The following is a 26441-nucleotide window of genomic DNA, read 5'->3' as shown; positions in this document are numbered from 1 at the left end:
CTCAGAAGCCCAGCTTGCGCAGCTGACGCGGGTCGCGCTGCCAGTCCTTGGCGATCTTGACGTGCAGGTCGAGGTAGACCGGCATCCCGAGCAGCTCCTTGATCTGCAGGCGGGCGCGCTGGCCGACGTCCTTGAGCCGGGACCCCTTGTGGCCGATCACGATGCCCTTCTGGGAGTCGCGCTCGACGTAGAGGAAGGCGTGGATGTCCATCAGCGGCTTGTTCTCCGGGCGGTCCTCGCGCAGGCGCATCTCCTCGACGACGACGGCGATGGAGTGCGGGAGCTCGTCGCGTACGCCCTCCAGGGCTGCCTCGCGGATGAGCTCGGCGACGATGATCTCCTCGGGAGAGTCGGTGAGCTCGCCGTCGGGGTAGAGCGGCGGCCCCTCGGGGAGCAGCTTGATGAGCAGGTCGGCGAGGAGATCGACCTGGTCGCCGCCGACGCTGGAGACGGGCACGATCTCGGCCCACTCGATGCCCAGCTCCTGGCCCAGCGCCTGGATCGACATCAGGTGCTCGCCGATCTGCTCGGGAGTGGCGAGGTCGGTCTTGGTGGCGACCGCGACCCGCTTGATGCCCTTCTTGAGCTTGTTGGCGTTCTCGGCGATCCGGCGGTCACCGGGGCCGATCTTCTCGTTGCAGGGGAAGCAGATCGCGACCACGTCGACCTCGGTCCAGGTCGCCTCGACCAGGTCGTTGAGCCGCTCGCCGAGCAGCGTACGCGGCCGGTGGATGCCGGGGGTGTCGACCAGGATCAGCTGGCCGTCGGGGCGGTGGACGATGCCCTTGACCACGGTGCGCGTCGTCTGCGGCTTGTCGGAGGTGATCGCCACCTTCGTACCCACCAGTGCGTTGGTCAGGGTCGACTTGCCCGCGTTGGGACGTCCGACGAACGACACGAAGCCGCTCCGGAAAGCTGGCTCGGTCACTGCTGCTCCTGTTGCTCGTCGTATCGCTGCCAGATCTGCTCGTCGGTGAGCCCCTGGGCCTTGCCCTCGCGCCACACCGGTCCGGGATCGACCGCGCGCGGCTGCCGTTTCTGGCCGCCTCCGCGCCAGTAGCCCATCACGTCGTAGGCGTGCGAGTCGAGCTTGCGCTCCCGCATCAGATGCTTGCGGATCGCCCGCATCTGGCTCGACTCACCGGCCATCCAGAAGTAGCCGTCGCCGGCCGGCCACTCGATCTTCTCCACGGCCGCGGCCAGGTCGGACGAGGTCTCCGAGGGCGGCGCCGACCAGGTGACCTCGGCGGACTCGGGGAGGTATCCGGGCAGGTCGTCGGGCACCTCGGCCCAGATCCGGGTCGGCAGGGCGGTGGTCTCGGCGATCCGCGCCATGGCCGGCATCGCCGTCAGGTCGCCGACCAGCAGCAGCCACTCGGCGGCCTCCGGCACGGCGTAGGAGCCCTTGGGCTCGGTGATCGTGACGGTCTGTCCCACCGGGTCGAGACGCGTGGCCCACTCGGTCACCAGACCGACGTCGTGGACGACGACATCGAGGGTCAGCTCACCCTCCTGCCACGACCGCACGGTGTAGTAGCGCGACTGGAACTGTCCCGGCACGATCAGGCCGACCCACTCGTCCGGGATCCCGGTGGACTCGAACCCGGCCAGCCCGGGACCGCCGAGCACCAGGCGTACGAGGTGGGGCGTGATCTGCTCGCGCCGCAGCACCTCCGCGGCGTACTGCTGGGCCTTGACACTCATCAGCTCAAGGTTATCCGCGCCGGGCGCCCCCGCCCGCATCAGCGCACTGTCGAATTGGGCGTGACTCGTTCGTGGAGCAGGTGAATAGTCCTGTCCAGTCGAAGGAGACAGCTCATGGAGACCTACAACCTCGCCGAGATGTACGACGCGCCACCGATGTCCTGGGAGGAGGTGACCAGGCGGCTGGAGGCCGGGTTCGACCAGGGGCCCGGGTCTCAGGAGGGCGAGCCGGGGCGCTACACGACCTGGGTGAGCACGATCAACGACGACGGCGGTCCGCACGTGAACGCGGTGGGCGCGATCTGGTTCGACGGCGCCTTCCACCTCGTCACCGGGCCGAAGACCCGCCGTGGCCGCAACCTCGCGCACGACCCGCGCTGTGCCATGTCGCTGTCGGTGCGCGAGTTCGACCTGGTGGTCGAGGGCGCCGCCACCCGGGTGCTGGGTGAGGACCTCGCCCGCGTGGCGAAGCGCTACCACGACGAAGGCTGGCCGGCCGAGGTCCACGAGTCCGGCGACGCGCTGACCGCGCCGTTCAACGCCCAGAGCGCCGGCCCCGCGCCGTGGCACGTGCACCGGCTCGAGGCCACCTCGGCCCACGCGGTCCAGTGCGTCGAGCCGTACGCCGCGACCCGGTGGAGGTTCTGACATGGTCGACCTCTTCGCGGGCATCCCGGTGACCAGCATCGCCGCCGCCGTGCCGTGGTACGAGAAGCTGCTCGGCGAGGCCGCGTTCCACCCGAACGAGGTCGAGGTCGTCTTCGAGGCGGCCGAGCACCGCTACGTCTACATCGAGCAGAAGCCGGACATCGCCGGCCACGGGTTCGTCACCCTCTTCGTCGACGACCTCGACACCCGCCTGGCCACGCTCGCCGACCGAGGGCTGCGACCGGCCTCGGAGGAGACCTACGAGAACGGAGTGCGCAAGATCGTCTTCCGCGACCCCGACGGCAACGAGATCGGCATCGGCGGAGGGCCAGCCGCGATCTGAGGCGATCGAGGAGTGGGCGAAAGTGGCAGGCGGATCGCTGTCCGACCTGCCACTTTCGCCCATTCCGTCGCTCAGAAGGTGTGCCGCAGCGGGTAGCCCGAGACGCCGTCGACCGTCTTGGTCGCGAGCACGTGGTGGAGCTGGATGTTGTTGCGCTCGAAGCCGATCCGGGAACCGGCCATGTAGATCCCCCAGACCTTCGCGGTGCCGAGGCCGACCTCGTCGACGCAGGCGTCCCAGTTGTCGCGGAGGTTGGCGTTCCACGCGGTGAGCGTCTTGGCGTAGTGGACCCGGATGTTCTCGTGGTGCTGCACCTCGAGGCCGGTGTTCTCGATGGCGGAGACGATCGTCCCCGAGCCGATCAGCTCGCCGTCGGGGAAGATGTAGCGGTCGATGAAGGCTCCGGTCGCCCGCGAGACGTTGTCGGGACGCGTGATGCAGTGGTTGAGCAGCCGGCCGCCGTCGCGCAGCTTGTCCTTGATGGAGCCGAAGTAGGACGGGTAGTTGGCCACGCCGATGTGCTCGGTGAGCCCGATGGAGCTGACGGCGTCGAAGCCCCCCTCGACCACGTCGCGGTAGTCGGAGAAGCGCACCTCGGCGACGTCGTCGAGCTCGTCGGTCTTGATCGCCTGCTGGGCCCAGTTGGCCTGCTCGCGCGACAGGGTCACGCCGAGCGCCTTCACCCCGTAGTGCTTGGCGGCGTGACGCACCATCCCGCCCCAGCCACAGCCGATGTCGAGCAGCCGCATCCCGGGCTCGAGCCCGAGCTTGCGGCAGATCAGGTCGTACTTGGCCGCCTGCGCCTCCTCGAGGGTGGCGTCGTCGGTCGGGTAGAGGGCGCAGGTGTAGGTCATCGATGGGCCCAGGACGTACTCGTAGAAGGCGTTGGAGACGTCGTAGTGGTGGTGGATCGCGTCGGCGTCGCGCTCCGGCGAGTGCCTCGTCCACGGCAGTGCGCTGAGCGCGCGCCCGGAGAGGTGGCGTACGTTCTCGGCCCGCTGCCGCCACGCGGGCAGATGCTCCTGCGGCGGTGGCTTCGGCGGGACGAAGTTGGTCACCCCGAGGGTGCGGACCAGGTCGATCGTCTCGCGAGGGCTGGGCCGCTTGAAGTCGGTCTTGTCCAGGATCAGGTTCAGGAGCGGGTAGGGGTCGCCCGGATGGATGCCATGGAGGGCCATGTCACCACTGACGTAGGCACGGGCCAGACCGAGGTCGCCCGGCGCGGTCAGCAGGAACGCGAGCCCGCGTGGGTTGAGGATCTCCATGCCGAACTCGGAGTCCCTGTCGCCGGCCACGCTGCCGTCGTACGCGGTGAGCTTGATCGGCAGCCCACCGTCGAAGAGTTCGTTGATGGTCTCTGCAATATGGTTCACAGTCTCTTCACCGCCTTGCTGTACAGATCGGTCAACCGGTTGCCGGGGTCATACCTCGCCTTCACGGCCGCGAGGTTGTCCCCGTCGTAGAGCGCGTCGAAGACATCCTTGTCGTAGAACGCCTCGGAGTAGAGCGATTTATGCCCGCCGAGCTCGTGCACCTGCGTCTCGATCGCCCGGTTCTTCGGGGCGTTGACGGCGCTGGGACCGACATGGACCGTGCCCCAGAAGCCGACGTTGACGTACGTCCGGCCGGCCTCGAGCGGGTAGGTCGGCCACTTGCGGGGTTCTTCGGTCATCGAGCCTGTCGAGATGCCTGTGGAGACCAGCGGACACAGCCACACCGGCCGCATCCCGATCTCGGCGTCGAACCACTCCAGGAAGGCCGGGAGGTTCTCCACCGGGACCTCGATGTCCTGGATCACCCGCTCCCGCAGCAGCCGCCCGGCACGCGCGTCGAGCTTGTCGGCGATGCCGAACCTCCGGTCCAGGCCGACCAGCTTCATGTAGACGTCGGAGCGCCGCAGTCGGCGGGGCCAGACGCGGCGCAGGTACTTGTTCTGCGCGCCGAAGGCCCCCGAGCACCAGAACCAGTCGGTGTCCCAGCGCCACAGGTAGTCGTAGGTCGTCAGGAGGTCGGTGTCTCGCTGCTGGATCGACCGGTAGTAGATCTGCTGGCCGCCGTAGTCGCTGGGCGTCTGCGTCGCACTCTCGGTCCAGGTCGCCAGCGTCAGGTAGTACTCCCCCGGCTCGAACGCGACCCCGTCGAGCCCGTCGACCCGCTCACCCTCGTACGTCCTGGTCTCGGTGATCTGCGCGATCGTCTTCGTGAGCAGGCCGAGGTCGTCGAAGCGTACGTGTCGCAGCGCGACGTATCCCGGCACCTTCTCCAGCTTGATCTTGAGCCGGGTGGCGTAGCCGAGGGAGCCGTAGGAGTTGGGGAAGGTGTCGAAGAGGTCCTCACCGGGACGGGTCGTGACGATCTCCCCCGAGCCGGTGAGGATGTCCATCTCCAGCACCGACTCGTGCGGCATGCCGTTGCGGAAGCTCGTCGACTCGATGCCCATGCCCGTCACTGCGCCGCCGAGGGTGATCGTGCGCAGCTGCGGGACGACGTAGGGGATCATCCCGTACGCCAGGGTGGCGTCGACCAGGTCCTCGTAGGTGCACATGCCCTGTACGTCGGCGGTGCCCGCCTCGGCGTCGACCTCGATCACACCACCCAGCCCGGAGACATCGAGGCCCGGGGCGCTGGTCGCGGCCCGGGCCCGGAAGAGGTTGGTGGTGCGCTTGGCGAGCCTGACGGGTGCCCCGTCGGGGATCTTCGCGTAGGAGGTCGTCAGCCGCTCGACGGCCTCGTTGTGTCGTTCCCAACCAGTCTCACCCGTCACTCGCTCCACTTTACGCTCGCAATGGATCTCCGGTTTCGATTTTTTGGTCAGTTCGCTTACAGTCGCAAGCCCCGACTGCTCCCGTCGACTCCCCCCATATCGCGCACCCTGGAGGGTCCCATGTCCAGTGCTGCCCACCGTGACGCTGTGGCAACGCTCGCCGAGAAGGCAACCCCCTACTTCACCGAGAACCAGGTCAAGTGGCGCAACAAGTCCGTGTCCCAGGCACGGCTCGCGCTGGCGATCGACCAGATCGTGGTGCACATGCGCGAGAAGGGCGTCGACATGGCCACGATGAACGGCCTCACCGCCTACCGTGACGAGGACGGTATCCACGTCACGATCGAGCTCGGCACCCTCCCGCTCCTCGCCGAGTCCGGCGGGGCCGGCGGCACGGGCGGGCACCGAGCCGCTCGCTAGGACCTACCGGCCGATCGCCGCGGCGACGACGGCTCCGGCCGCGTCCATGCCGCTCTGGTTGGGGTGGTAGGGCGCCGCGGCGCTGGTGGGGATGAGACCCTCGACCCACTTGCTCGCGTAAGGGGCGCAGACACCGTGGCCGGTGCTCGGCGTGGCGATGTCGATGTAGGTCGCCCCGCTCTCGACTGCTGCCCGACGGATCATCGCGTTGGTCCGGTCGAAGATGGACTGCAGCCACTGGGCGTCGACGGTCCAGATCGGGTCGGTCGGATAGCAGCCGGTCGCGTCCCAGTAGCGCAGGTAGCCGACCAGGTGGACGGTGGCCCCGGGCGCCCTGGTCTGGATCCGGTTGACCACATCGACGATCTTCGGCTGGACGGCCGCGAGCTGGGCGTCGGTGGTGTCCCCGCCCGCCGTCATCCACGACTTGCACGAGACGCCGAGCGGCTCGGGCAGCGGCTGGGTGCAGCCGACCACGGTGCCGCCCATGTTGATGTCGTTGGCGCCGATCGCCAGCGTGACGATGTCGGTGTCGGCGGTGACCGCGTCGACCTGCGGGGCGATGTAGCCGAACCGCCGTCCGGTCAGGTCGGCGGTCGTCGCACCCGAGCAGGTCACGTCGGTGAGCTGTGCGCCGAGCGCCCGGGCGGCGACGGTCGGCCAGTTCGAGGTCGAGCGCAGGCAGTCCAGGCTGCTCTGGGTCCCCACCAGCGGGCCCGCGGCCGAGGAGTCACCGAGGGCGACCATCTTCACCGAACCGGCCGCCGAGGCCGGCGCCGCTCCGCCCGGCCCGATGACCAGGGCGACCGTTGCCGCAATCGCTCCCAGCAGGGCCGCACCATGCCGTACGTACCGTCTCATCTCTTCCTCCCAGATCGTCGTCACGGCCGAAGAGCCGTCCCCACGATGCTGGGGCACCACGCCGGTGCTCTGAGGTGGGACCGGAGCCAGAGTTTCCCGGCGGGGGCTGTGACAGATCACAACGGTGAGGGCAAGGCACGTCACCGTCTGTCACGATGGCCTTGTGACAGGTCCCAGCAGTTGGCTCATCGGCGGCCACGAGGTCACCCAGATCCTGTCGACCCGGACCCCCGAGCTGACCGACGAGGTGCTCCGTGTGCTCATGGCGGAGCTGCCCGTCTATGCCCGTCTGCCCACCGACCTGCTCCAAGGAGACGTACGCCGGGTCGTGGTGCGTGCCATCCGGCTCTTCGTGGCTGCGCTCGACACCGACGGACGGCCTGCCGACGCGGCGCTGGCGGACCTGGCCGAGTCGGCCGCACGCCGTGCCGAGGAGGGCGTGCCGTTCGAGATGGTGGTCGCCGCCTACCACCGCGGGGTGCGGGTCTGTGCGGACACGGCGCTCGCCGGGGCGCAACCCGAGGAGGTGGAGACGGTGCACGCCGTGCTGCGCATCGCGATGAGCTTCCTCGAGCACATCGCCGTAGCTGTGGCGGCCGGGTACGCCCAGCACACCAGGACCGCACTGGCCGAGCAGGCGGCCTCACGGACGCTCCTGGTCAACACCCTGGTGGAGGGTGGGGACATCCACGAGGCGGCCGGCCGTGCCGGGATGGTGCTGCCCGCCTCCTACCTGGTCGCCACCTTGGCGGCCGGCGCACACCCCGACGAGTCGGACCCGGACATCGACCCGCTCGTGGCCGCCCGGTGGAAGCTGCGGCGCATCCACGAGGAGCTGAGCAGGCACTACCGCGAGACGGTGCTCTGGATCCCGGCCACCGACGGTGGTCAGGCACTGATCCCGCTCCCGACGGCCCCCGACGAGAGCTCCGCGACGGACATCGTTCGGCTGGAGCGGATCCTGGCCGACGTACGCCGCGCCGCGGGGGCCGACATCCACGTCGGCGTCACCGTCGCGGCACCGTCCGAGGTCCCGAAGGCGGCACGTCTCTCGCGCGAGGTCCTCGAGGTCGCGCGGCAGCTGGGCAGACCGCCGGGGCTCTACCGGCTGGTCGACGTGGTGCTCGAGCACCAGCTGTCCCGAGCCGGAGCCGGCCGGGACCTGCTCGAGACGTTGCTCGACCCGCTCGAGGGCCACGACGACCTCGGCGAGACCTTGCAGGTCTTCCTGGCGAGCGGGCTCAACCGCCGCCGGACCGCCTCGGCGCTGCACGTCCATCCCAACACCGTCGACAACCGGATCCGGCGGGTGGCCGAGCTGACCGGCCTGGACGCGACCCGCGCCGAGGACCTGCCGCTGCTGCACGCGGCCCTCACCGCGCGCCGCACCGGCTCGGGGTCATGAGCGCGCGGAGGCGACCAGCGTGCCGCGCGGGTCGCCGAGCAGGACCGGGACGTCCTCGCCGGCGAACTCCTTGACGGCCGCCAGGTCGCCAGCGGCCGGCGCCTCGGCCTCGCCGAGCACGACGACGGCCTCGAGGCCCTTGGAGCCGGAGGCCACCGCCATCGCCACGCAGACGCCGATCGCGGAGACCTGGAGCGAGGGCAGATCCACGGTGGCGGCGGCGTAGGTGCGGCCGTCGAGGTCGCGTACGGCTGCTCCTTCGGCCGCGCCGGTGCGGGCACGCGTCGCGCGGGCCAGGGTCACCAGCTTGCGGTCCTCCGCCGACAGCTCACTCTGCTCAGGCATGGGCCTCTTTCGTCCTGTCCGTCTTCACCCGGTCCGCCTTGGACCGGTCCGTCCTGGACCGCTCCGGCTTCACGCGGTCCGTCTTCTCGCTCTGCTCGTCCTCGTCGTCGGCCTCGGGCTCGTCCGGGACGACGGCGCTGATGCGTACGGTACCGATCCGGTTGCGCCGGCCGGCAGCCTCCTCGGCCACGAAGCGGAGTCCGTGCGCCTCGACCTCGGTGCCGGGGATGGGCACGAGGCCGAGATGCTTGGCCATCAGGCCGCGCACGGAGTCGACGTCGTCCTCCTCCACGGGGAACCCGATGAGCTCCTCGAGGTCGCTGACCAGGAAGCGGGAGGGCACCCGCCAGGAGCCGTCACCGAGGTGGAGGGGCTCGCGGTCCTCGATGTCGTACTCGTCGGTGATCTCGCCGACGATCTCCTCCAGGATGTCCTCGATGGTGATCAGGCCGGCGGTGCCGCCGTACTCGTCGACGACGACCGCGATGTGCTGCCGATGCTTCTGCATCTCGGCGAGCAGCTCGTCGACCGGCTTGGAGTCGGGCACCCAGGTCGGCCGCCGCATCAGCGACTCGACCCGCTGGGTGGTCTCGACCTCGGGCGCCTCGAAGTCCCGGGCGACGACGTCCTTGAGGTAGACCATCCCGATGATGTCGTCGAGGCTCTCGTCGATCACCGGCATCCGGGAGTAGCCCGAGCGCAGGAACAGCGACAGCGCCTGGCGCAGGGTCTTGCGGCGCTCCAGGAAGACGATGTCACCGCGGGGCACCATCACCTCGCGGGCACGGGTGTCGCCGAGCTCGAAGACCGAGTGGATCATCCGGCGTTCCTCGGCCTCGATCAGGTCGCTGGCCTCGGCGATGTCGACGAGCTCGCGCAGCTCGGTCTCCGTCGAGAACGGTCCCTTGCGGAAGCCCTTGCCGGGGGTGAGGGCGTTACCGAGCATGATCAGCAGGCTCGGGATCGGGCCCAGGACGGTGGCGATGACTCCGATCGGGCCGGCGACGGCCAGCGCGATGCCCTCGTGGTGCTGGCGTCCGAGCGTACGCGGCCCGACACCGATGACGACGAAGGAGACCACGGTCATCGTCGCGGTCGTGGTGAGCACCGTGGGCCACCAGCGGCCCTGGTAGAGGTCGTAGGCCCATAGCGCGGCCAGCACGGTGGCCCCGATCTCGCACAGCAGCCGCAGCAGCAGCACCGTGTTGAGGTAGCGGGCCGGGTCACCGACCACCGCCACCAGACGCTTGGCGCCGGCGCGGCCCTCGGAGACGAGCTCGGCGGCCCGGGCGCGGGAGAAGGCGCTGAGCGCCGCGTCGGCGGCGGAGAAGAGGCCGGCGATGAGGACCAGAACTGCGGCTGCGATCAGCAGCCTCGCATCGTCCATGGGTGTTGGTTCGTGCTCCTACTCGGGTGCTGTGGCGGTCGAGCCCCAGGCCTTGAGCAGCTTGGCCTGCAGCCCGAACATCTCGGCGTGCTCGTCGGGGTCGACATGGTCGTAGCCGAGCAGGTGGAGGATGCCATGGGTGGTCAGCAGCTCTATCTCCGCCACGGTGCCGTGGCCGGCTGCCTCGCCCTGCTTGGCCGCGATCGTCGGGGCGATGATGATATCGCCCAGGTCGCCCTCCTCCGGCTCCTCGTCGAGGCGGCCCGGAAGGAGCTCGTCGCCGGGGAAGGAGAGCACGTCGGTCGGGCCCTCGGTGTCGAAGTAGCGCTCGTTGAGCTCGGTGATCGTGGCCTCGTCGCCGAACTTGATCCGGAGGTCGGCCTGCGGGTGCACCCGCAGCTGCTCGAGCAGGAACCGGGCGAGCTTGGCGACGTGCTCGACGTCGATCTCCTGCTCGGACTCGTTGATGATCTCGGTGCTCATCGCTCGTCTCCGAAGGCCCGCTCGCGCTTGGCCTGAGTCTGCACGTCGTGCTCCTCGTAGGCGGCGACGATCTTCGCGACCAGCCGGTGACGGACGACGTCGTGGCTGGTCAGGTTGTTGAAGCTGATGTCCTTGACGTCCTCGAGGATGCCCTCGACGACCCGCAGCCCCGACCTCTGCCCCGAGGGGAGGTCGGTCTGGGTGGCGTCACCGGTGACCACGATCTTGGAGCCGAAGCCGAGCCGGGTCAGGAACATCTTCATCTGCTCGGGCGTGGTGTTCTGCGCCTCGTCGAGGATGATGAAGGAGTCGTTGAGGCTGCGTCCGCGGAGAAACGCGAGCGGGGCGACCTCGATGGTCCCCGACGCCATCAGCTTGGGGATCATCTCCGGGTCCATCATGTCGTGCAGCGCGTCGTAGAGCGGGCGCAGGTAAGGGTCGATCTTCTCGGTCAGGGTGCCGGGCAGGAAGCCCAGCTTCTCCCCTGCCTCGACCGCGGGCCGGCTGAGGATGATCCGGTTGACCTGCTTGGACTGCAGCGCCTGCACCGCCTTGGCGACCGCGAGGTAGGTCTTTCCGGTGCCGGCGGGGCCGATGCCGAAGGTGATCGTGTGCTTGTCGATCGCGTCGACGTAGCGCTTCTGGTTGAGCGTCTTGGGACGGATGCTGCGGCCACGGTTGGAGAGGATGTTGAGGCTCAGCACATCGGCAGGCTTCTCCGTGGTGTCGGCCTGGAGCATGCTGATCACACGCTCGACGGTCTCGCCGCTCACGCCCTGGCCGGTGCGGATGATCTGGACCAGCTCCTCCAGGACCCGCTCGATCATCGCGATCTCGCTCGGGGCGCCGTGGAGGGTGATCCGGTTGCCGCGTACGTGCACGTCGGCGTCGAAGTGTGCCTCGATGATCCCGAGGTGCTCATCGGCCGGGCCGAGGACGGTCACCATGTCGACGCTGTTCGGAACGACCACGGTGTGCTTGGTCGTAGCGGTGTCGATCGGTTGCGGACTTGGGTGTCGATCGGTCATGGATGCCCGGAGCGGGCCCTTTCTCGTCACGAGGCTGATGCCTCCATGCTACGCGGGCCGTCCGCCCCGCTCCTACTGGATAGTTCCGGCGTCAGGTCACGAGCAGCGACTCGACGCGCACGGTCTCCTCGGCGAGCTCGTCACGCTCGTCGGGGGTGAGGTCGCGCAGCAGCTTGAGGACCTCCACCTTGCCGTCGACCGGCTTCCACAGACCGATGAGGTGGCCGCCGGCGATGATGACCGAGCCGCCACCACCGAAGGCCCACTCCTTCCGGGTCCCCTCGGCGGTGATCCGCTCCCGGTTGGCGTGCGAGAGCCAGACGTTGTCGAACTTCCCCAGCAGCCGCACCGGTGCATGCTCCTCGCCGGTGGCGAGCGGAGCGTCCGGCAGGTCGTAGAGGGTCTTGCCGGCCTCGTCGCGGTAGGTCACCAGGCCCTCGATCCGCTTGACCACCGGGCCCAGTCGCGTCAACGAGGACCACGCGGTGATGTCGGCGGCGGTCGCGGGCCCGAAGGCGAGCAGGTAGCGGCGGACGATCTCGGGGGCCAGGTCCCGGACGACGTCGTCGGCGATCACCGGGGGCACACCGGTCCAGCGCGGCAGCAGGTCGTAGACCAGCCCGCCCGAGCCCTTCCACAGACCCCGCGGCGGCAGCTGGACCAGCGGCAGCTCGTTGCGCGCCCGCAGGCCCAGGGCCTTGGCCGGGACGCCCGGGAAGTGCTCGACCAACCCGGCCTCCAGGGAGGCGTTGGGCAGCGCACCGAGAGCGAGTACGTCCTCGACGGCGGCCGCGAAGCCCTCCAGCTGCGCCGCCGGGCGGACGATCTCGATCCGCTGGGTGTAGAAGTCGTGGACGGGCTGGGCCCACGCCCTGATCAGCGCGGCGTCGGCGGCGGTGTGCATGTGGATCGTCGAGCGCAGGGTGGAGAGCCTGACCAGCGCGCTCGACTCGAGCTGGGCGCTGACCGCGTAGGGGTCGAACGACTCCAGCCGGGCGGCCAGCGCCATGAAGGGCGGCAGCTGCTCCTGCGCCTGCAGGCCGATCAGGTGCTCGATCATCTCGGCAGGGGTGAGCGAGACCCGCGAGAGCAGGTGCTGGCGGAGCAGGAGGGTCCGGTTGAGCTGCCGTTCGGTGAGGATCACGGTAGCGATGATGTCCTATTCGACGGTGATCCGGGCGCCAACCTCCTCCGAAGGCTTCCCCTCGCCGTCGGAGGTGTCGTCGGTGCGAGCGATGAAGAGGTAGGTCCCGGGCTCGAGCTCGGAGACGTCGACCGTCGTCGTCCACGGGTAGAGCTTGTCCATCCAGCCCTCCGCGGTCGCGTGCCCCTCGAGCACCGTCGCACCGGAGGTGTCCCGGATCTCCCACGGCACGTTCGCCTCGGGAGAGTTGGCCTTGCCCGTGGCCTCGAAGCTGCCCGACACCGTCGCGCCCTCTGCCGGGGCCGCGAGCGTGATCAGCCCGGAGGTGCGGGGCAGCGTCGACGGCTGCTCGGAGGGCTGGGCCGTCGTCTCCGGGTCCTCGGCGACGACGTCCTCCTCGCCGCATCCGGCGGCCAGCACGCCGCAGAGCGCGAGAGCGATGACCAGACCCGCCGGACGAGTACGTGTGCTCATGTCTCCATACTCACTCGCCGCCCCCGAACGCGAAACGCACCACGCCGGGCAGTGGGAGGTCAGTCCCAGCGACGGGTGCGGGCCAGCAGTGCGGCGCAGGCCGCGACGCCGGCCGTGGAGGTGCGCAGGACCTCGCCGCCGAGACGGATGGTGGTGGCTCCGGCCTTCTCGAACAGCGCGATCTCCTCCACCGTCAGGCCGCCCTCGGGCCCGACCACGACGAGGATGGAACCCTCGTCGATGACGGGCACGGCGCCCAGCGGCAGGGTGCCCTCCTCGTGGAGGACCACGGCGACGTCGGCGGCCTCGATCATCGACACGACGACATCGGTGGTGGCCAGCGGCGTCACCTCGGGATGCCACAGCCGGCGGGACTGCTTGGCGGCCTCGCGGGCGGTGGCCCGCCAGCGGGCGAGCGACTTGACCGCCCGCTCGCCCTTCCAGACGGCGACCGAGCGGGCCGCGGCCCACGGGACGATGCGAGCGGCCCCGATCTCGGTGACCATCTCGACGGCGAGCTCGCCGCGGTCGCCCTTGGGCAAGGCCTGGACCACCGTCAGCGAGGGCTCGGGTGGTGCGTCGCCGAGGATGATCTCGTCGACACGTACGGTCATCGACTTCTTGGTGGTCTGCGTGATCGTGCCGGTGACGCCCTCGCCGGCGCCGTCGGTGAGCACGACCTCCTCGCCCACCCGGAGGCGGCGTACGACCACCGCGTGGTGGCCCTCGTCACCGCTCACCTCGACGGCGTCGCCGACGCGGGTGCCGACGAGCGACTCGACGAGGTGAACGGGAAGGGTCATGGCTCAGTATGCCTGTCTCGGTATGCCTGTCTCAGTGCCCGTTGAGGGTGTCCTTGAACCAGGAGAAGACGCCGCCCTTGTGGGCCGCCTTGAGCTGGCCCTGGACGGACTCCTCACCGCGCATCTCGGCGAGCTGGCGCAGCAGCGCCTCCTGCTCGAGGTCGAGCTTGGTGGGGGTCTCCACGTTGATGGTCACGATCAGGTCGCCGCGGCCGCCACGGAGGCCGGGCACACCGCGGCCACGCAGGACGTGGTCGGTGCCGGACTGGGTGCCGGGCTTGAGGTCGATCTGGATCGAGGCGTCCTCAGGATCGATCTGGTCGCTGCCGTCACCGACGAGGTCGGCCTCGAGCGTCGGCAGGTTGAGCGTGGTGCCGAGCGCGGCCGCGGTCATCGGCACCTTCGCGGTGCAGTGCAGGTCGTTGCCCCTCCGGGTGAAGGTGGCGTGCTTGGCGACGTGGATCTCGACGTAGAGGTCGCCGGCGGGGCCGCCACCGGGGCCGATCTCGCCCTGCTCGGCGAGCTGCACCCGGGTGCCGTCGTCGACGCCCGGCGGGATCTTGACGGTCAGGGTCCGGTGGGAACGGACCCGGCCCTCGCCGCTGCAGTCGCGGCACGGGTCGGGGATGACGGTGCCGAAGCCGTTGCAGGCCGAGCACGGGCGCAGCGTGCGGATCTCGCCCAGGAAGGAGCGCTGCACGACTGCGACCTCGCCCTGACCGTGGCAGGTCTCGCACGGGATCGGGTGGGAGCCCTCGGCGGCACCCTCGCCGCCACAGGTGTCACAGACGACCGCGGTGTCGACCTTGAGGTCGCGGGTGACACCGAAGGCGGCCTCGGCCAGGTCGATGTCGAGCCGGATGAGGGCGTCCTGCCCGCGGCGTACGCGGGGGCGGGGGCCGCGCCCGGCGCCTCCGGTGCCCGCACCGGCGCCACCGAAGAAGGCGTCCATGATGTCGGTGAAGGAGAAGCCGGCACCCTGCGCGCCGAAACCGCCGCCGAACGGGTCACCGCCGCGGTCGTACGCAGCCCGCTTCTGCGGGTCGCTCAGCACCTCGTAGGCGTGGGAGATCTCCTTGAACTTCTCCTGCGACTCCGCGTCGGGGTTGACGTCAGGGTGATACTGGCGCGCCAGCTTCCGGTACGCCTTCTTGATCGTTGCGTCGTCGGCGTCCTTGTCGACACCGAGGAGCTCATAGGGGTCCAACGTGGGTCTTCCTGCCATCGAAGTTCGCTGATCTTCCTTGAATCGAGTCTGCTGCTCAGGCCTCGTCGAGGATCCGGGAGAGGTAGCGCGCGACCGCGCGCACCGCTGCCATGGATCCGGGGTAGTCCATCCGGGTCGGCCCGACCACGCCGAGCGTGGCCAGCGCCTCGTCGCCAGGCCCGTAGCCGGTCGCGACCACGCTGGTCTGCGAGAGCTCCTGGTAGGGGCCCTCGGCACCGATCCGCACCGTGACCAGCCCGCCCGCGGTCGCCTCGCCCATCAGCTTCAGCAGGACGACGTGCTCCTCGAGAGCCTCCAGCAGCGGGCGTACGGCGGTGTCGAAGCTGTCGCCGAAACGGGCCAGGTTGCTGGTGCCGCCGATGGAGATCCGCTCGTCGGAGCGGTGGTCGTTCATCGCCTCGATCAGGGCCTCCGCCACCGCGGACGCGAGTGGGTCCCGCGGGGCGTCGGACTGGTCCACCGGGCGGGCGATCGTGCGCAGCGCCTCGCCGGCCTCGGCGATGACGACGCCGGCGACCGCGGAGTTGATCTGGGCGCGCAGCGTGGCCAGGGCCTCCTCGGAGACCTCCTCGGTCACCTCGAGCAGCCGCTGCTCGACGCGACCTGTGCTGAGGATGAGGACGAGCAGGAGCCTGGTCGGGGCCAGGGAGACCAGCTCGACGTGACGGACGGTCGAACGACTCAGCGTCGGATACTGCACCACCGCGACCTGGCGGGTCAGCTGGGAGAGCAGCCGGGTCGAGCGGGTGACGACGTCGTCGAGGTCGACCGCGCCGTCGAGGAATCCGGCGATCGCCCGCTTCTCGGCCGCGGTCATCGGCTTGACCGTGGTCAGCCGGTCGACGAAGAGCCGGTAGCCCTTGTCGGTGGGCACCCGTCCCGCGCTGGTGTGAGGGGCGGTGATGTAGCCCTCCTCCTCCAGCGCGGCCATGTCGTTGCGTACCGTCGCCGGCGAGACGCCCAGGCCGTGACGCTCCACGAGCGCCTTGGAGCCGACCGGCTCCTCGGTCTTCACGTAGTCCTCGACGATCGCCCGGAGGACGGAGAGCCTGCGTTCGTTCTGCATCTGCGCTCCTATCGTCCCGGCTGCCTGGCACTCATTCCGTGCGAGTGCCAATCCTACCGGTTCGTATCACAGGAACCAGTTTCCGGTGGCGCTCCGTTCTGTGGCACGGATTACTTCTCTCGCTATCGAGATAGCCTTAGGTTAGGCTGACCTTAGAGCCATTGCTTCACCGCTTCCGCCCCCACTGGAGAGTCCTATGATCGCCGACGATCTGCTGGTCCGCATCACGGCCCACGCCAACGACGAGCACCAGGCCGACCTGTGCCGCTCGCTCTCGGCGCGGCTGGGGCTCCGGCCGCGTCACATCGTGGGCGTACGCCTCTCCCACCTCACCGCGGAGAGCGTCGACGTCTCCTGGATCACCCTCGACGGCGGCCACCACGTGACCTTCCGGTTCCCGCAGACCGCGGCCACGCCGGACGAGGTTCTCGAGCAGCTCGGGCGCGTGCTGACCGGTTCGCGCTGCTGACTCCACTAACCTTCTCCGGATGAGCGATCGCTACGGCTCCGACGTACTCGCCGGCGACTGGAAGAAGCCCAAGCACGGGCGCGCCGTCGAGACTCCCGCAGAGCTGGGTGCGGTGGTGGAAGCAATATTGACGACCGACCCTTCGACAAGCTCAGGACATCGCTTCGTCGGCGAGATCGTGCGGATCGACCGCGACCTGCACACGCTGACCCTGGAGGACCGGCACGGCAAGCGGCGTACGTTCCCGCTCGGCCCGGGCTTCTGGCTCGAGGGCAAGCCGGTGATCCTCACTCCCCCGGTGACCCGCGCGGCTCCTGCTGCGCCGACGCGGACGGCCTCTGGGTCGGTCGCCGTCGCCGGCGTGAAAGCGCGGGTCGCGCGCGAGTCGCGGATCTTCGTCGAGGGACGTCACGACGCCGAGCTGGTCGAGAAGATCTGGGGTGACGACCTGCGGATCGAGGGTGTCGTCGTGGAATACCTGGGGGGCGTCGACGACCTCGCCGACCACCTCGTCTCGTTCCGGCCGGGGCCCGAGCGGCGGGTCGGGGTGCTCGTCGACCACCTGGTCAAGCGCTCGAAGGAGGCCCGGATCGCGGAGTCGATCCGGCGCTCCGCCGTGGGTCAGCACGTGCTGATCGTCGGGCACCCGTTCATCGACGTATGGCAGGCCGTCAAGCCGGCCCGGCTCGGGCTGGAGGCCTGGCCTTCCGTGCCTCGCTCGGTGGAGTGGAAGAAGGGCATCTGCCAGCACATGGGCTGGCCCCACCGCGACCAGGCCGACATCGCCCGGGCCTGGAAGCACATCCTGGGACGGGTGAACTCGTTCGGCGACCTCGAGCCCGAGCTGCTCGGGCGGGTCGAGGAGCTGATCGACTTCGTCACCGAGCCGGTCTGAGGCTCCGTCAGTAGGACGACTGCTTCGGCATGATGATCCACAGCACGAGGTAGACGATGACCTGCGGTCCGGGGAGCAGGCAGGAGAGGACGAAGGCCAGCCGGATCAGGTTCGAGTTGATGCCGAACCGCTGACCGAGGCCGCCGCAGACGCCGGCGATCCATTTGTCGTTCTGAGGACGGGAAAGGGTTGTGGTTGCCATGGCTCCACTCTCCCCTGTCGGAGGCTCTTCACCAATCAGGATCACCCCTGATCCTTCGGTCAGGACCAAGGTCCCAGCCTCAGGGGAGCAGGTCTCGGACGACGGCGTCGGCGAGGAGCCGCCCGGTGTCGGTGAGGACGATCGTGTCGCCGTCGACGGTGACCAGGCCGCGGCGTACCTGCTCGGGGAGGGCGGCACGGCCCTCGTCGTCCAGGGTCCGGGTCGAGAGCCCGTCGGCGAGTCGCAGCTCCAGCAGGACGCGCTCGACCCGGCGGTCCTCCTCGGCGAGGATCTCGCGCGCGTGGGCGGGGCTCTGGCCGCTGCCGATGCGGTCGGCGTACGCCTTCGGATGCTTGACGTTCCACCAGCGGGTGCCGCCGACGTGGCTGTGGGCGCCCGGGCCGACGCCCCACCAGTCGCCGCCCTGCCAGTAGAGCATGTTGTGGCGGCAGCGCTGGCTCTCGTCGGTGGCCCAGTTGGAGACCTCGTACCAGGTCAGGCCGTGCTTTCGGAGGGTGGCATCGGCCAGCTCGTACTTGTCGGCGAGGTCGTCCTCGTCGGGCATCTCGAGCTCGCCCCGCCTGACCCGTCGGGCCAGGGCGGTGCCGTCCTCGACGATGAGGGAGTAGGCCGAGATGTGGTCGGGATCGCTGGCGAGGGCGGTGTCGAGGCTGGTGCGCCAGTCGTCGACCGACTCGCCCGGGGTGCCGTAGATGAGGTCGAGGGAGACCTGCTCGAAGCCCGCCTCACGGGCCCACTCGACGACCAGGGGGACCCGCTCGGGGTCATGGGTGCGGTCGAGGGTGTGCAGCACGTGCGGGACCGCGGACTGCATGCCGAAGCTGAGCCGGGTGAAGCCGCCCTCGCGCAGCGCGCGCAGGTAGTCGAGGTCGACGGAGTCGGGGTTGGCCTCGGTCGTCACCTCGACGTCGTCGGCGAGGCCGAACTCGTCCTTGATCGCTGCGAGCATGCTGATCAGGTCGGTCGCCGGCAGGAGCGTCGGGGTCCCGCCGCCGAAGAAGACGGTGTCGACGCTGGGCGGGTGGTCGAGCTTGTCGAGACCCGCCAGCACCCGGCGCGCCAGCCTGATCTCCTCGATGGCCTGGTCGGCGTACGTCTGCCTGCTCACGCCCTCGCCGAGCTCGATCGCGGTGTAGGTGTTGAAGTCGCAGTAGCCGCACCGGACCGTGCAGAACGGGACGTGGACGTAGAAGCCCAGGCCCTTCTCCCCCAGCGTGCTCAGCGAGTCGGCCGGGAGCGACCCGTCGGCGGGGGCGGGGTCGCCGGGAGGCAAAGCGGAAGGCACTCGTCCATTATCGGATCCACCTGTCGAAAAGGGTTAACCGCGCCTGGGGCGGTGGTGCGAAAATTCCGGCGTGTCCGTCTCGCAGCCAGCTCTTCTCGACGATGCTCTCGATGTTCTCGACAACCCGGTCTGGCACTCGCTGACCGGTGCGCACGCCTCGCTCGCCGAGGGCACGGGGCTCGCTCGCCGCTACCGGCCCGACGTCTCCCCCTTCGCCGCGGTCTCCGACCCGGCTTCGGCTCAGGCATGGCGCGACCTGGCCGCGGCCGTCGGGCCCGGTGGGACCGCGCTGATCACCGGGGCCGCGGGCGTCTGCGGCGAGGGATGGGAGCTGGTCGGCGGCGGCGAAGGGGTCCAGCTCGTCGAGACTGCTCGGGTCACCGCGGCGCCCGATCCCGAGGCGGTCGTGCTCGGCGCCGACGACGTGCCTGAGATGCTCGATCTCGTCGCCCGCACCGAGCCGGGGCCGTTCGAGAAGGCGACCCACACGATGGGTACGTATCTGGGGCTGCGCCACGAGGGCCGCCTCGTCGCGATGGCCGGTCAGCGGATGCACCCGGGCGGGTGGATCGAGATCAGCGCCGTCTGCACCGCCCCCGAGGCCCGCGGTCGCGGCCTCGCCGGCCGCCTCGTCCGCGCGGTCACCGCCGACATCCACGCCCGCGGCTCCCGCGCGCTGATGCACGCCTCGGTCGCCAACACCGGCGCCATCTCGGTCTACCTCGGCCTCGGGTTCGAGGAGCGGCGGCGTACGACCTTCGAGCTGTTCCGCGCTCCCCTCTGACCCCTGCCGAGACGTCACGTACGTCGGCCGAGCCGTCACCGACTGCCATCTCGACCGACGGGAGTGCCATCTCGGCCGACGGGAGTGACGTCTCGGCCGACCTAGCCGACGCTTCGACCGACCTAGCTGACGTCTCGGTTGTCAACGGAAGTCGCGGGAGCGGTGACGGGCGGCGATGGCCTGGGCGGCCTCGGGATGGATCTCCTCGAGCGGGGCGAGGCGGTCGGCGACCAGGTTGGTCACCCCGTCGTTGCGCTCCAGGATGCCGCGGATGAGCATGACGGAGGTGGAGACCGCGATCTTGCGGTGCTTCCGCCACAGGCCGGCGGAGCAGACGACGTTGAGCATGCCGGTCTCGTCCTCGAGGTTGATGAAGGTGACGCCGCCCGCGGTCCCGGGGCGCTGCCGGTGGGTGACCAGGCCGGCGACGGTGATGCGCCGGCCGGGCTCGGCAGTGGGGAGTTCGCCGATGCTCGGGAGCCCGGCCGCGGTCAGGCCGGCCCGGAGGTGGGCGAAGGGGTGGCTGCCGGGGGTCACGCCGGTCGCCCAGAGGTCGGCGAGGGTCTCCTCGACCGGGTCCAGACCGGGCAGCGCGGGCGTCTCGGCGGTGAACCGTACCCCTTCGAGCTGGTCCTCGGTCTCGGTCCAGCCCGCCTGCCACAGCGCCTGTCGACGGCTCGATGTGAACACCTCCAAACATCCCGCGGTGGCCAGCGCCTCGAGCTGGGTCCGCTCCAGACCGGCGCGACGGGAGAGGTCGAGGGAGTCCTTGAACGGCGCCTCGACCCGGGCCTTCACGATCCGCTCGGCGACGTCCTTGCCGATGCCGCGTACGGAGTCCAGGCCCAACCGCACCGCGAAGTTGCCGTCGCGGCGGTGCTCCGGGGTGGGGTCGGGGGTGCCCGGCACCCATTCGGTCCGGGTGCCGTCGACCCGGCACGCGTCCTTCCCGGTCGGCGACACGTCGCTGCCGAGCGGCTCCAGGTCGGCGGCGGCCTGGCTGCGGATGAGGTCGGGGCGGCGTACCTCCACCCCGTGGCGGCGGGCGTCCTGGGTCAGCGACTGCGGTGAGTAGAAGCCCATCGGCTGGGCGCGGAGCAGGCCGGCCAGGAACGCGGCCGGGTAGTGGAGCTTGAACCACGACGAGGCGTAGACGAGCTTGGCGAAGCTCAGTGCGTGGGACTCGGCGAAGCCGAAGTTCGCGAAGGAGAGGATCTGGGTGTAGACCGCCTTGGCGGTCTGCTCGGTCATCCCCTTGGCACGCATGCCCCGGTAGAGCTTCTCCTTGAGCGAGTCGATGCGCTCGACGCCGCGCTTGGAGCCCATCGCCCGGCGCAGCAGGTCGGCGTCGTCGTGCGAGAAGTCGCCGAGCACCCGCCCCATCTCCATGAGCTGTTCCTGGAACAGCGGCACCCCACGGGTGCGCTCCAGCACCGGGATCAGCAGCTCGTGGGAGTAGCTGACGGGCTCGCGCCCGGTGGCGCGGCGTACATAAGGGTGGACCGCTCCGCCCTGCACCGGCCCGGGCCGGATGAGCGCGATCTCGATGGCCAGGTCGTAGAAGCAGCGCGGCTGCAGCCGCGGCAGGGTGCCGATCTGTGCGCGCGACTCGACCTGGAAGACCCCGATCGAGTCGGCCCGGCAGAGCATGTCGTAGACCGCCGACTCCTCCTTGGGGATCGTTGCCAGGGTCCAGCCCTCCCCCAGATGCTCGCGAGCCAGACGCATCATGTGGTCGAGCGCCGCCAACATCCCGAGCCCGAGCAGATCGAACTTCACCAGGCCCATGTATTCGGCGGCGTCCTTGTCCCACTGGATCACGGTGCGCTTGTCCATCCGCGCCCGCTCGATCGGCACCACCTCCCCGATCGGCTCCTCGGTCAGCACCATCCCGCCGGAGTGGATGCCGAGGTGGCGTGGCGCTCCGTGGATCTCGGCAGCCAGCGCCAGGACGGGCGCAGGGATGCCCACGTCGTCGGGCGCCTCGACGCGTGAGTAGCCGACATGCTTCGACCAGGCGTCCTGCTGCCCGGGCGAGTGACCCAGCGCCTTGGCCGCGTCCCGTACCGCCATCTTCGGCCGGTAGCCGACGATGTTGGCGACCTGTGCGGCGTTGCGGCGCCCGTAGCGGTCATAGACCCACTGGATCACCTCCTCACGCCGGTCGGAGTCGAAGTCGACGTCGATGTCGGGCTCCTCCTCACGATGCACGGAGATGAACCGCTCGAACGGAAGCTCGTAGAAGACCGGGTCGATCGCGGTGATCCCGAGCGCGTAGCAGACCGCGGACGCGGCCGCCGATCCTCGCCCCTGGCACAGGATCCCCTCTCCGCGAGCGAACTCGACGATGTCGTGCACGATCACGAAGTAGCCCGGGAAGTCCTTGCTCTCGATGACGTCGAGCTCGTGCTCCACGCGCTCACGGGCCTTCTCGACGAACTCCGGGTCGGTGGCGTACGCCTGGGCGTAGCGCTCCGCGAAGCCCTCCTCGGTCAGGTGGCGCAGCCGGCTCGCGGCGGTCTCGCCCTCGGGGATCCCGCGCTTGGGCAGCTTCGGGGTGGCCTTGCGCAGGTCGAAGGCGCACTCCTCGGCGATCTCGACGCTACGCGCCACCGCCCCCGGGTAGCGCCGGAAGAGCTGCTCCATCTCCTCCCCCGACCGGACGTACGCCACCGGCCCGGCCGGGAGCCAGCCGGCGATGTCGCTCAGGGTGCGCCGGGCGCGGACCGCCGCGAGCGCGTCGGCCACCCGGTGCCGGTCGGGCGTGGCGTAGTGGACGTTGTTGGTGGCGACCGTGGGCAGACCGGCCTCACGGGCGATGCCGGCGAGCAGGTCGTTGTCGTAGGCGTCGGTCGGGTGACCGCGGTCGGTCAGCTCGACGACGACGTTGTCGCGACCGAACCTGTCGGTGAGCTCACGCAGCGCCCGGGCGGCTGCGATCGGGCCGGTGCCGGTGAGCGCCTGGCGTAGGGCGCCCTTGCGGCAGCCGGTCAGGATCAGCCAGTGGCCGGCGCGAGCCCGGTCGGCGAGCTCGTCGAGGTCATAGGTCGGCCGGCCCTTCTCGTCGCCGCGCAACTGCGCCTCGGTGATCGCGCCGGCCAGCTGCCGGTAGCCCTCGACGCCCCTGGCGAGCACCAGGAGGTGGCTGCCCTCGGGGTCGGCGACTCCGTTCTGCGGCTTGGTCAGGCCCAGGGACAGCTCGGCGCCGTAGACGGTCAGCAGCCGGTCGCTCCCGCCTGCCGGGCCCAGCTTCTGCGCCGCCTCGGCGCTGTACACATTTACCGCCTCCGCTAGGGCAGGCGCCCCGTAGAACCCGTCGTGGTCGGTGATCGCGATCCCGCGCAGCCCCTGCCGGATCGCCTCAGCGACCAGCGCCGACGGCGAGCTCGCTCCGTCGAGGAAGGAGAAGTCGGAGTGGGCATGGAGCTCGGCGTACGGCACCACCGGGCCCTCCGGCCCGCGCACCTCCTCCTCGCTCAGCCGCTTCTTGCGCCGCGAGATCGGAGCGTCGCCGTAGGGGTCGCTCGGCGGGCGGCCCGAGAGCCGCCGCTCCAGCTCCTTCCAGGGGATCTCGGGGTTGTTCCAGCCCATCAGGCACCCCGGATGTTCATCAAGGTATGCAGGTGAACCGTCACTTCCCGTGCGGAGTTCCGCGAGGGAAGTGACGGTTCGGCTGCATACCTAGACGAACCGCCACACACCAGCTCAGTCATAGGAGGCCTCCGTGACCCAGTGGTCGGTGTCGAAGGTGGCCAGCCAGGCACGGCCGTCGACCCCGACGAGCTGGAAGCGGGCGACCCGCCGCCCGCCGCCAGGCTCCCACCACGCCTCGGTGACCGGCCACGGGCCGGCCCAGGAGGCGACTCGCTGCCAGGGCTGCCCCGCCGAGGGCCGGTAGCGGACGGGGTCACCGGAGACACCACCGCGCGGGAGCACCACGACCGGGCGCCCGGCCTGGTCGCAGACCTCTGCCGGCCACGGGTCGGCCAGCACCCGGGCGGGCGCCGGCGGCGGAATGCTTCCTGGCCAGGGCAGCGCACGGTCACGCAGCGTGCTGGGGCGGTCGCCCCAGGGGACGTACGCCTGCCGGTCACGCGGGCTCCGGCCGCCCTGCAGCACCGGGGCGACGACGGCCTCGTGGCCGAGCAGTCCCTGCACCCGGGCGATGCCGCGGTCGACGCGCTCGTCGGTGCCGCCCCAGAGGCCGTCGGCGTGGACCGCCTCGGGAACGGCGACCTCGGGGACGAAGCTGACGCCGGTCACCGCCCCGCCCGACACGACCCCGGCCAGCTGCCAGTGCAGCCGGTCGATGAGATCGACGGCGGAGAACCAGCGCGGGTGTGCCCAGGTGCGGCAGGAGTCCGAGACGTCCTCCATCGCGACCTCGATCCGCACCTCGGTGCAGACCTCCTGCCGCGCCGCCAGGCCCTTCACGAAGCCCTCCGCCGCCTGCCGGGCCGAGAAGCAGACCGCCTCGGCCGAGTCGAGCGGCGGCTCGAAGGCGACCTCGGTGGTGAGCTCGGGCGGTGGCGTACGCCCGGTCACCGGCCGCGCCCCTTCGCCGTGGATCACCCGGCGGACCCAGGCGGCCTGCGCCCCGAAGCGCGCCTTGACGTCGGCGCCGGGCAGGTCGGCGAGGCCGCCGAGCGTGGTCAGGCCGAGCCGCTGCAGCAGGCTGACTGCGTTGGCGTCCTCGAGGACATGAACCGGCAGGGAGCGCAGGAACGTGGTGGAGCCGCCGTCGGCCGGGACCGCGTACGTCTCCTGCAGCCCGGCGCTCCGCGCGGCCTGTTCGGCGGTGAAGAGCTCGTCGGCGATGCCGATCCGTACGTCCCAGATCCCGAGCCCGACCACGCACTCGGCGATCGCCGCGCCGGCCTCGGCCTCGCCGCCGTAGAACCGCGCCGGCGAACGCAGCGCGACCAGCCCGGGGCGCAGCGGCATGACGCCCGGGCGCAGCTCCTCCAGGCGCACCAGCACCTCCTCGAACACCCGCGCGTCGCGGGCGTCGTCGGCGGCGAGCACCTGCACCTCGGGGCAGCGCGACTGCGCGTCCCGGCGCCGCATCCCGCGCTTGATCCCGAACTCCCGCGCCGCCTGGTTGGAGGCTTGGACCCGGTTCTGCGCGAAGACCGCCGCCGGCAGGTGCCGCGGCAGCCCCTGCTCACCCAGCGCCGCAGCCACCGGCCAGTCGGCGCACCAGACCACCAGCGTGCGGCTCATGCCGACTCCTGCTTCCGCAGGTCAGCGAGGTCCGTGACGGGTTCCAGGACGCGCCCGAGGGTGCCGTCCTCGGCCGGGAACCAGAGCGCCGTACGCCGTGGCGGAGCCGTCCCGCGCACCGCCTCGACCACCATCCTTCGCGCCCGGAGATGGCCGTCGCCGTTGCCCAGCCCGACCCAGCGCGGCTCTGTCGCCCGGAGGCGTACGTCTGCTCTCGGCCACTCCCCCAGCGCGACCAGCGCGGCGCCGCGGGTGCGCAGCCGAGCACCGATCTTCTCGGCGACGCTCGGGGTCACCCGCCCGGTCGGCCGGACCAGCACCAGCGTGGCCACGTCGACCAGCGCCGCGGTCGCCTCCAGCCAGGAGTCCTTGGGCCGCGGCACCAGGATGGTCCGCTCCAGGTCGACCCCGGCCTCGGCCGCCGCCTCGACCCCGAAGTCCTCGACCCCGACGACGGCGGTCCACTCCCCCGCCCCCGAGGGTCCCGCGAGCAGCAGCATCGCCAGCGACAGCGAGTCGGCCGCGTACGTCCCACCGGCCCGCAGCTGCACCACCCCACCGAGCGCCTCGTGCGTGGCCAGCTCGGCACCGAGGCCCGGCTTCTGCTCCAGCCGTCGCACCTTGGACCGAAGCTGCTCGATCTGAGCCAGCTTCTGGTGTCGTTCGATCCCCGCTACCACTCCCACTCAACGAGTATCGAACATTTGTTCGAACCGAGCAAGAGTGGGGGCACCAGACGAGGCCACTGTGACCAGTGTGGCCGCAGAGGCCAGTTAGGCCGTAGGTCGCGAAGGCTTTGCCGTGATCACGGCATCTAACGTCGACAAGTCCCTCACCCACTCCCCAACTCGTGGATCCACCCATCTGGTGACCTCGATAGCCGTCTCGAGGTCTCGTCTCAGATCTCGACGATGGATCGGCTCGTGATGAGCTGCTCGGTTACGGACAAGCAGTAGGGTCTGCAGACCTTTGTCGACTCGACGCTGGCACTGCAACTTGTCCGCCGGGCCTTGTGCGAATGCCCGATACAGCGCCGGTGTCCACAGTGTGGTCAGATACCGAGAGGCCGCGAGATATCGCCAGAACCCCAACGACAACTCGGCCACTACCTTCCCGTGCGCCTCAGGCCGAGTCCCGAATCGCGTGGCACGCTGTCGTGCCTTCGCGATGTCAGCACGACCTCGCGCATCCAAGGGCGCCGGGTCGAACCAAGACGGCCAGCCACGCGCGACTGCCAGTTCCTGCATCGCCTGGTCCATCGCATTGCGAACAACGACCTCCACCATGCCAGTCGTCATCATTACCGCAGCCGACGCGATCAGGTTCCACTCATACAGAGCGAAGGCATGCTTGAGGTCCTGATGGCTCCAAGTCATGTAGGAGCCAAGACGTTCTCCTGTCAGCACACGCCGAAGAGCCGCATAGTCATGATCCGGCGCACCCCCTGATGGGCCGTCCA

The 26441-nt window shown here is 70.1% G+C and carries 26 protein-coding genes; 7 read left to right on the top strand and 19 right to left on the bottom strand.

Going from position 1 to position 26441, the window contains the following annotated elements; genetic code table 11:
* Nucleotide 1: 1 nt before the first annotated feature.
* Nucleotides 2-928 carry a GTPase Era gene (gene era / locus ACFVDI_RS04010; RefSeq protein WP_378900875.1) on the bottom strand — a complete coding sequence of 309 codons (927 nt, stop codon included), beginning with the start codon at nt 926-928 and terminating at the stop codon, nt 2-4.
* Entirely contained in the window at nt 925-1704 is a 780-nt protein-coding gene (locus ACFVDI_RS04005) for a siderophore-interacting protein (RefSeq protein WP_378900872.1), read from the bottom strand. The genes era and ACFVDI_RS04005 overlap by 4 nt, the downstream gene beginning before the upstream one ends.
* Before the next feature lie 114 nt (nt 1705-1818).
* On the opposite strand from ACFVDI_RS04005, the gene ACFVDI_RS04000 reads away from it, so the two are divergent.
* Nucleotides 1819-2352 (top strand): pyridoxamine 5'-phosphate oxidase family protein, encoded by a 534-nt coding sequence (locus ACFVDI_RS04000; protein WP_378900869.1) that lies wholly within the window; start codon nt 1819-1821, stop codon nt 2350-2352.
* A gap of 1 nt (nt 2353) precedes the next feature.
* Entirely contained in the window at nt 2354-2695 is a 342-nt protein-coding gene (locus ACFVDI_RS03995; protein ID WP_378900866.1) for a VOC family protein, read from the top strand.
* 71 nt (nt 2696-2766) lie between these two features.
* Here ACFVDI_RS03995 and ACFVDI_RS03990 read toward each other — a convergent pair whose 3' ends face one another.
* Both ACFVDI_RS03990 and ACFVDI_RS03985 read right to left on the bottom strand, forming a co-directional pair.
* Nucleotides 2767-4068: a class I SAM-dependent methyltransferase gene (locus tag ACFVDI_RS03990; protein ID WP_378900863.1), complete on the bottom strand. Its 1302-nt coding sequence runs from the start codon at nt 4066-4068 to the stop codon at nt 2767-2769.
* Entirely contained in the window at nt 4065-5459 is a 1395-nt protein-coding gene (locus ACFVDI_RS03985) for an FAD-binding oxidoreductase (protein WP_378900860.1), read from the bottom strand. Before ACFVDI_RS03985 ends, ACFVDI_RS03990 begins: the two co-directional genes overlap by 4 nt.
* Before the next feature lie 120 nt (nt 5460-5579).
* Between ACFVDI_RS03985 and ACFVDI_RS03980 the strand changes: the two genes are divergently transcribed.
* Nucleotides 5580-5879 carry a hypothetical protein gene (locus ACFVDI_RS03980; protein ID WP_328529518.1) on the top strand — a complete coding sequence of 100 codons (300 nt, stop codon included), beginning with the start codon at nt 5580-5582 and terminating at the stop codon, nt 5877-5879.
* A 3-nt stretch (nt 5880-5882) separates the two neighbouring features.
* On the opposite strand, the gene ACFVDI_RS03975 is transcribed toward ACFVDI_RS03980, so the two are convergent.
* Nucleotides 5883-6740, bottom strand: a complete 858-nt coding sequence (locus tag ACFVDI_RS03975; protein WP_378900856.1) for an SGNH/GDSL hydrolase family protein — start codon at nt 6738-6740, stop codon at nt 5883-5885.
* Nucleotides 6741-6903: 163 nt separating this feature from the next.
* Here ACFVDI_RS03975 and ACFVDI_RS03970 point away from each other — a divergent pair, with 163 nt between their 5' ends.
* Nucleotides 6904-8145, top strand: coding sequence for a PucR family transcriptional regulator (locus ACFVDI_RS03970; protein WP_378900853.1), 1242 nt, complete (start codon nt 6904-6906; stop codon nt 8143-8145).
* Here the strand turns inward: ACFVDI_RS03970 and ACFVDI_RS03965 are convergent.
* The 9 genes from ACFVDI_RS03965 to hrcA form a co-directional block, all read right to left on the bottom strand.
* Nucleotides 8140-8490: a cytidine deaminase gene (locus tag ACFVDI_RS03965; protein WP_378900851.1), complete on the bottom strand. Its 351-nt coding sequence runs from the start codon at nt 8488-8490 to the stop codon at nt 8140-8142. The two genes, ACFVDI_RS03970 and ACFVDI_RS03965, sit on opposite strands and share 6 nt — an antisense overlap.
* Nucleotides 8483-9877 (bottom strand): hemolysin family protein, encoded by a 1395-nt coding sequence (locus tag ACFVDI_RS03960; RefSeq protein ID WP_378900848.1) that lies wholly within the window; start codon nt 9875-9877, stop codon nt 8483-8485. Before ACFVDI_RS03960 ends, ACFVDI_RS03965 begins: the two co-directional genes overlap by 8 nt.
* Nucleotides 9878-9895: 18 nt before the next feature.
* Complete coding sequence (gene ybeY / locus ACFVDI_RS03955) at nt 9896-10360, bottom strand: rRNA maturation RNase YbeY (protein WP_328529513.1); 465 nt, start codon at nt 10358-10360, stop codon at nt 9896-9898.
* Nucleotides 10357-11388 (bottom strand): PhoH family protein, encoded by a 1032-nt coding sequence (locus tag ACFVDI_RS03950; protein WP_378900844.1) that lies wholly within the window; start codon nt 11386-11388, stop codon nt 10357-10359. The genes ybeY and ACFVDI_RS03950 overlap by 4 nt, the downstream gene beginning before the upstream one ends.
* A gap of 91 nt (nt 11389-11479) precedes the next feature.
* Complete coding sequence (locus tag ACFVDI_RS03945; RefSeq protein ID WP_378900841.1) at nt 11480-12532, bottom strand: winged helix DNA-binding domain-containing protein; 1053 nt, start codon at nt 12530-12532, stop codon at nt 11480-11482.
* Between the two features lie 15 nt (nt 12533-12547).
* Nucleotides 12548-13006: a Gmad2 immunoglobulin-like domain-containing protein gene (locus ACFVDI_RS03940; protein WP_378900838.1), complete on the bottom strand. Its 459-nt coding sequence runs from the start codon at nt 13004-13006 to the stop codon at nt 12548-12550.
* A gap of 59 nt (nt 13007-13065) precedes the next feature.
* Nucleotides 13066-13809 carry a 16S rRNA (uracil(1498)-N(3))-methyltransferase gene (locus ACFVDI_RS03935; RefSeq protein WP_378900835.1) on the bottom strand — a complete coding sequence of 248 codons (744 nt, stop codon included), beginning with the start codon at nt 13807-13809 and terminating at the stop codon, nt 13066-13068.
* A 31-nt stretch (nt 13810-13840) separates the two neighbouring features.
* Nucleotides 13841-15034, bottom strand: a complete 1194-nt coding sequence (dnaJ, locus tag ACFVDI_RS03930; protein WP_378900832.1) for a molecular chaperone DnaJ — start codon at nt 15032-15034, stop codon at nt 13841-13843.
* 37 nt (nt 15035-15071) lie between these two features.
* Nucleotides 15072-16103, bottom strand: a complete 1032-nt coding sequence (hrcA, locus tag ACFVDI_RS03925) for a heat-inducible transcriptional repressor HrcA (RefSeq protein ID WP_378900829.1) — start codon at nt 16101-16103, stop codon at nt 15072-15074.
* A gap of 196 nt (nt 16104-16299) precedes the next feature.
* On the opposite strand from hrcA, the gene ACFVDI_RS03920 reads away from it, so the two are divergent.
* Nucleotides 16300-16572: a hypothetical protein gene (locus tag ACFVDI_RS03920; RefSeq protein ID WP_328529506.1), complete on the top strand. Its 273-nt coding sequence runs from the start codon at nt 16300-16302 to the stop codon at nt 16570-16572.
* 19 nt (nt 16573-16591) lie between these two features.
* On the top strand, nt 16592-17467 hold the full coding sequence (locus tag ACFVDI_RS03915) for a DUF3097 domain-containing protein (RefSeq protein WP_378900827.1): 876 nt from the start codon (nt 16592-16594) through the stop codon (nt 17465-17467).
* A gap of 7 nt (nt 17468-17474) precedes the next feature.
* On the opposite strand, the gene ACFVDI_RS03910 is transcribed toward ACFVDI_RS03915, so the two are convergent.
* Both ACFVDI_RS03910 and hemW read right to left on the bottom strand, forming a co-directional pair.
* A complete protein-coding gene (locus tag ACFVDI_RS03910; protein ID WP_378900825.1) occupies nt 17475-17669 on the bottom strand; it encodes a PspC domain-containing protein in 195 nt (64 codons plus the stop codon).
* A gap of 79 nt (nt 17670-17748) precedes the next feature.
* A complete protein-coding gene (hemW, locus tag ACFVDI_RS03905) occupies nt 17749-18975 on the bottom strand; it encodes a radical SAM family heme chaperone HemW (RefSeq protein ID WP_378900822.1) in 1227 nt (408 codons plus the stop codon).
* A gap of 70 nt (nt 18976-19045) precedes the next feature.
* On the opposite strand from hemW, the gene ACFVDI_RS03900 reads away from it, so the two are divergent.
* Nucleotides 19046-19759, top strand: a complete 714-nt coding sequence (locus ACFVDI_RS03900; RefSeq protein ID WP_378900819.1) for a GNAT family N-acetyltransferase — start codon at nt 19046-19048, stop codon at nt 19757-19759.
* A gap of 141 nt (nt 19760-19900) precedes the next feature.
* On the opposite strand, the gene ACFVDI_RS03895 is transcribed toward ACFVDI_RS03900, so the two are convergent.
* From ACFVDI_RS03895 to ACFVDI_RS03885, 3 genes are all read right to left on the bottom strand, one after another.
* Complete coding sequence (locus tag ACFVDI_RS03895; protein WP_378900816.1) at nt 19901-23350, bottom strand: error-prone DNA polymerase; 3450 nt, start codon at nt 23348-23350, stop codon at nt 19901-19903.
* A gap of 114 nt (nt 23351-23464) precedes the next feature.
* Nucleotides 23465-24982 (bottom strand): Y-family DNA polymerase, encoded by a 1518-nt coding sequence (locus ACFVDI_RS03890; protein ID WP_378900813.1) that lies wholly within the window; start codon nt 24980-24982, stop codon nt 23465-23467.
* The gene (locus ACFVDI_RS03885) at nt 24979-25668 is read right to left on the bottom strand and encodes a hypothetical protein (RefSeq protein ID WP_378900810.1); all 690 of its coding nucleotides are present in this window, start codon (nt 25666-25668) and stop codon (nt 24979-24981) included. The genes ACFVDI_RS03890 and ACFVDI_RS03885 overlap by 4 nt, the downstream gene beginning before the upstream one ends.
* Nucleotides 25669-26441: the final 773 nt, after the last annotated feature.

The sequence above is a fragment of the Nocardioides sp. NPDC057767 genome, from assembly GCF_042798275.1.
Lineage (GTDB): Bacteria > Actinomycetota > Actinomycetes > Propionibacteriales > Nocardioidaceae > Nocardioides.
This window is presented reverse-complemented; position numbering and strand designations above follow the sequence as displayed.

Excerpts from the sequence above, each read along its gene's own strand:
- hrcA (WP_378900829.1), bottom strand. The coding sequence starts at position 16,103 with ATGCAGAACGAACGCAGGCTCTCCGTCCTCCGGGCGATCGTCGAGGAC.
- ACFVDI_RS03940 (WP_378900838.1), bottom strand. The coding sequence starts at position 13,006 with ATGAGCACACGTACTCGTCCGGCGGGTCTGGTCATCGCTCTCGCGCTC.
- ACFVDI_RS03965 (WP_378900851.1), bottom strand. The coding sequence starts at position 8,490 with ATGCCTGAGCAGAGTGAGCTGTCGGCGGAGGACCGCAAGCTGGTGACC.
- ACFVDI_RS03890 (WP_378900813.1), bottom strand. The coding sequence starts at position 24,982 with ATGAGCCGCACGCTGGTGGTCTGGTGCGCCGACTGGCCGGTGGCTGCG.
- ACFVDI_RS03975 (WP_378900856.1), bottom strand. The coding sequence starts at position 6,740 with ATGAGACGGTACGTACGGCATGGTGCGGCCCTGCTGGGAGCGATTGCG.
- ACFVDI_RS04000 (WP_378900869.1), top strand. The coding sequence starts at position 1,819 with ATGGAGACCTACAACCTCGCCGAGATGTACGACGCGCCACCGATGTCC.
- ACFVDI_RS03915 (WP_378900827.1), top strand. The coding sequence starts at position 16,592 with ATGAGCGATCGCTACGGCTCCGACGTACTCGCCGGCGACTGGAAGAAG.
- ACFVDI_RS03950 (WP_378900844.1), bottom strand. The coding sequence starts at position 11,388 with ATGACCGATCGACACCCAAGTCCGCAACCGATCGACACCGCTACGACC.
- ACFVDI_RS03935 (WP_378900835.1), bottom strand. The coding sequence starts at position 13,809 with ATGACCCTTCCCGTTCACCTCGTCGAGTCGCTCGTCGGCACCCGCGTC.
- ACFVDI_RS03995 (WP_378900866.1), top strand. The coding sequence starts at position 2,354 with ATGGTCGACCTCTTCGCGGGCATCCCGGTGACCAGCATCGCCGCCGCC.
- ACFVDI_RS03920 (WP_328529506.1), top strand. The coding sequence starts at position 16,300 with ATGATCGCCGACGATCTGCTGGTCCGCATCACGGCCCACGCCAACGAC.
- ACFVDI_RS03910 (WP_378900825.1), bottom strand. The coding sequence starts at position 17,669 with ATGGCAACCACAACCCTTTCCCGTCCTCAGAACGACAAATGGATCGCC.
- ACFVDI_RS04005 (WP_378900872.1), bottom strand. The coding sequence starts at position 1,704 with ATGAGTGTCAAGGCCCAGCAGTACGCCGCGGAGGTGCTGCGGCGCGAG.
- ACFVDI_RS03980 (WP_328529518.1), top strand. The coding sequence starts at position 5,580 with ATGTCCAGTGCTGCCCACCGTGACGCTGTGGCAACGCTCGCCGAGAAG.
- ACFVDI_RS03960 (WP_378900848.1), bottom strand. The coding sequence starts at position 9,877 with ATGGACGATGCGAGGCTGCTGATCGCAGCCGCAGTTCTGGTCCTCATC.
- ybeY (WP_328529513.1), bottom strand. The coding sequence starts at position 10,360 with ATGAGCACCGAGATCATCAACGAGTCCGAGCAGGAGATCGACGTCGAG.
- dnaJ (WP_378900832.1), bottom strand. The coding sequence starts at position 15,034 with ATGGCAGGAAGACCCACGTTGGACCCCTATGAGCTCCTCGGTGTCGAC.
- ACFVDI_RS03895 (WP_378900816.1), bottom strand. The coding sequence starts at position 23,350 with ATGGGCTGGAACAACCCCGAGATCCCCTGGAAGGAGCTGGAGCGGCGG.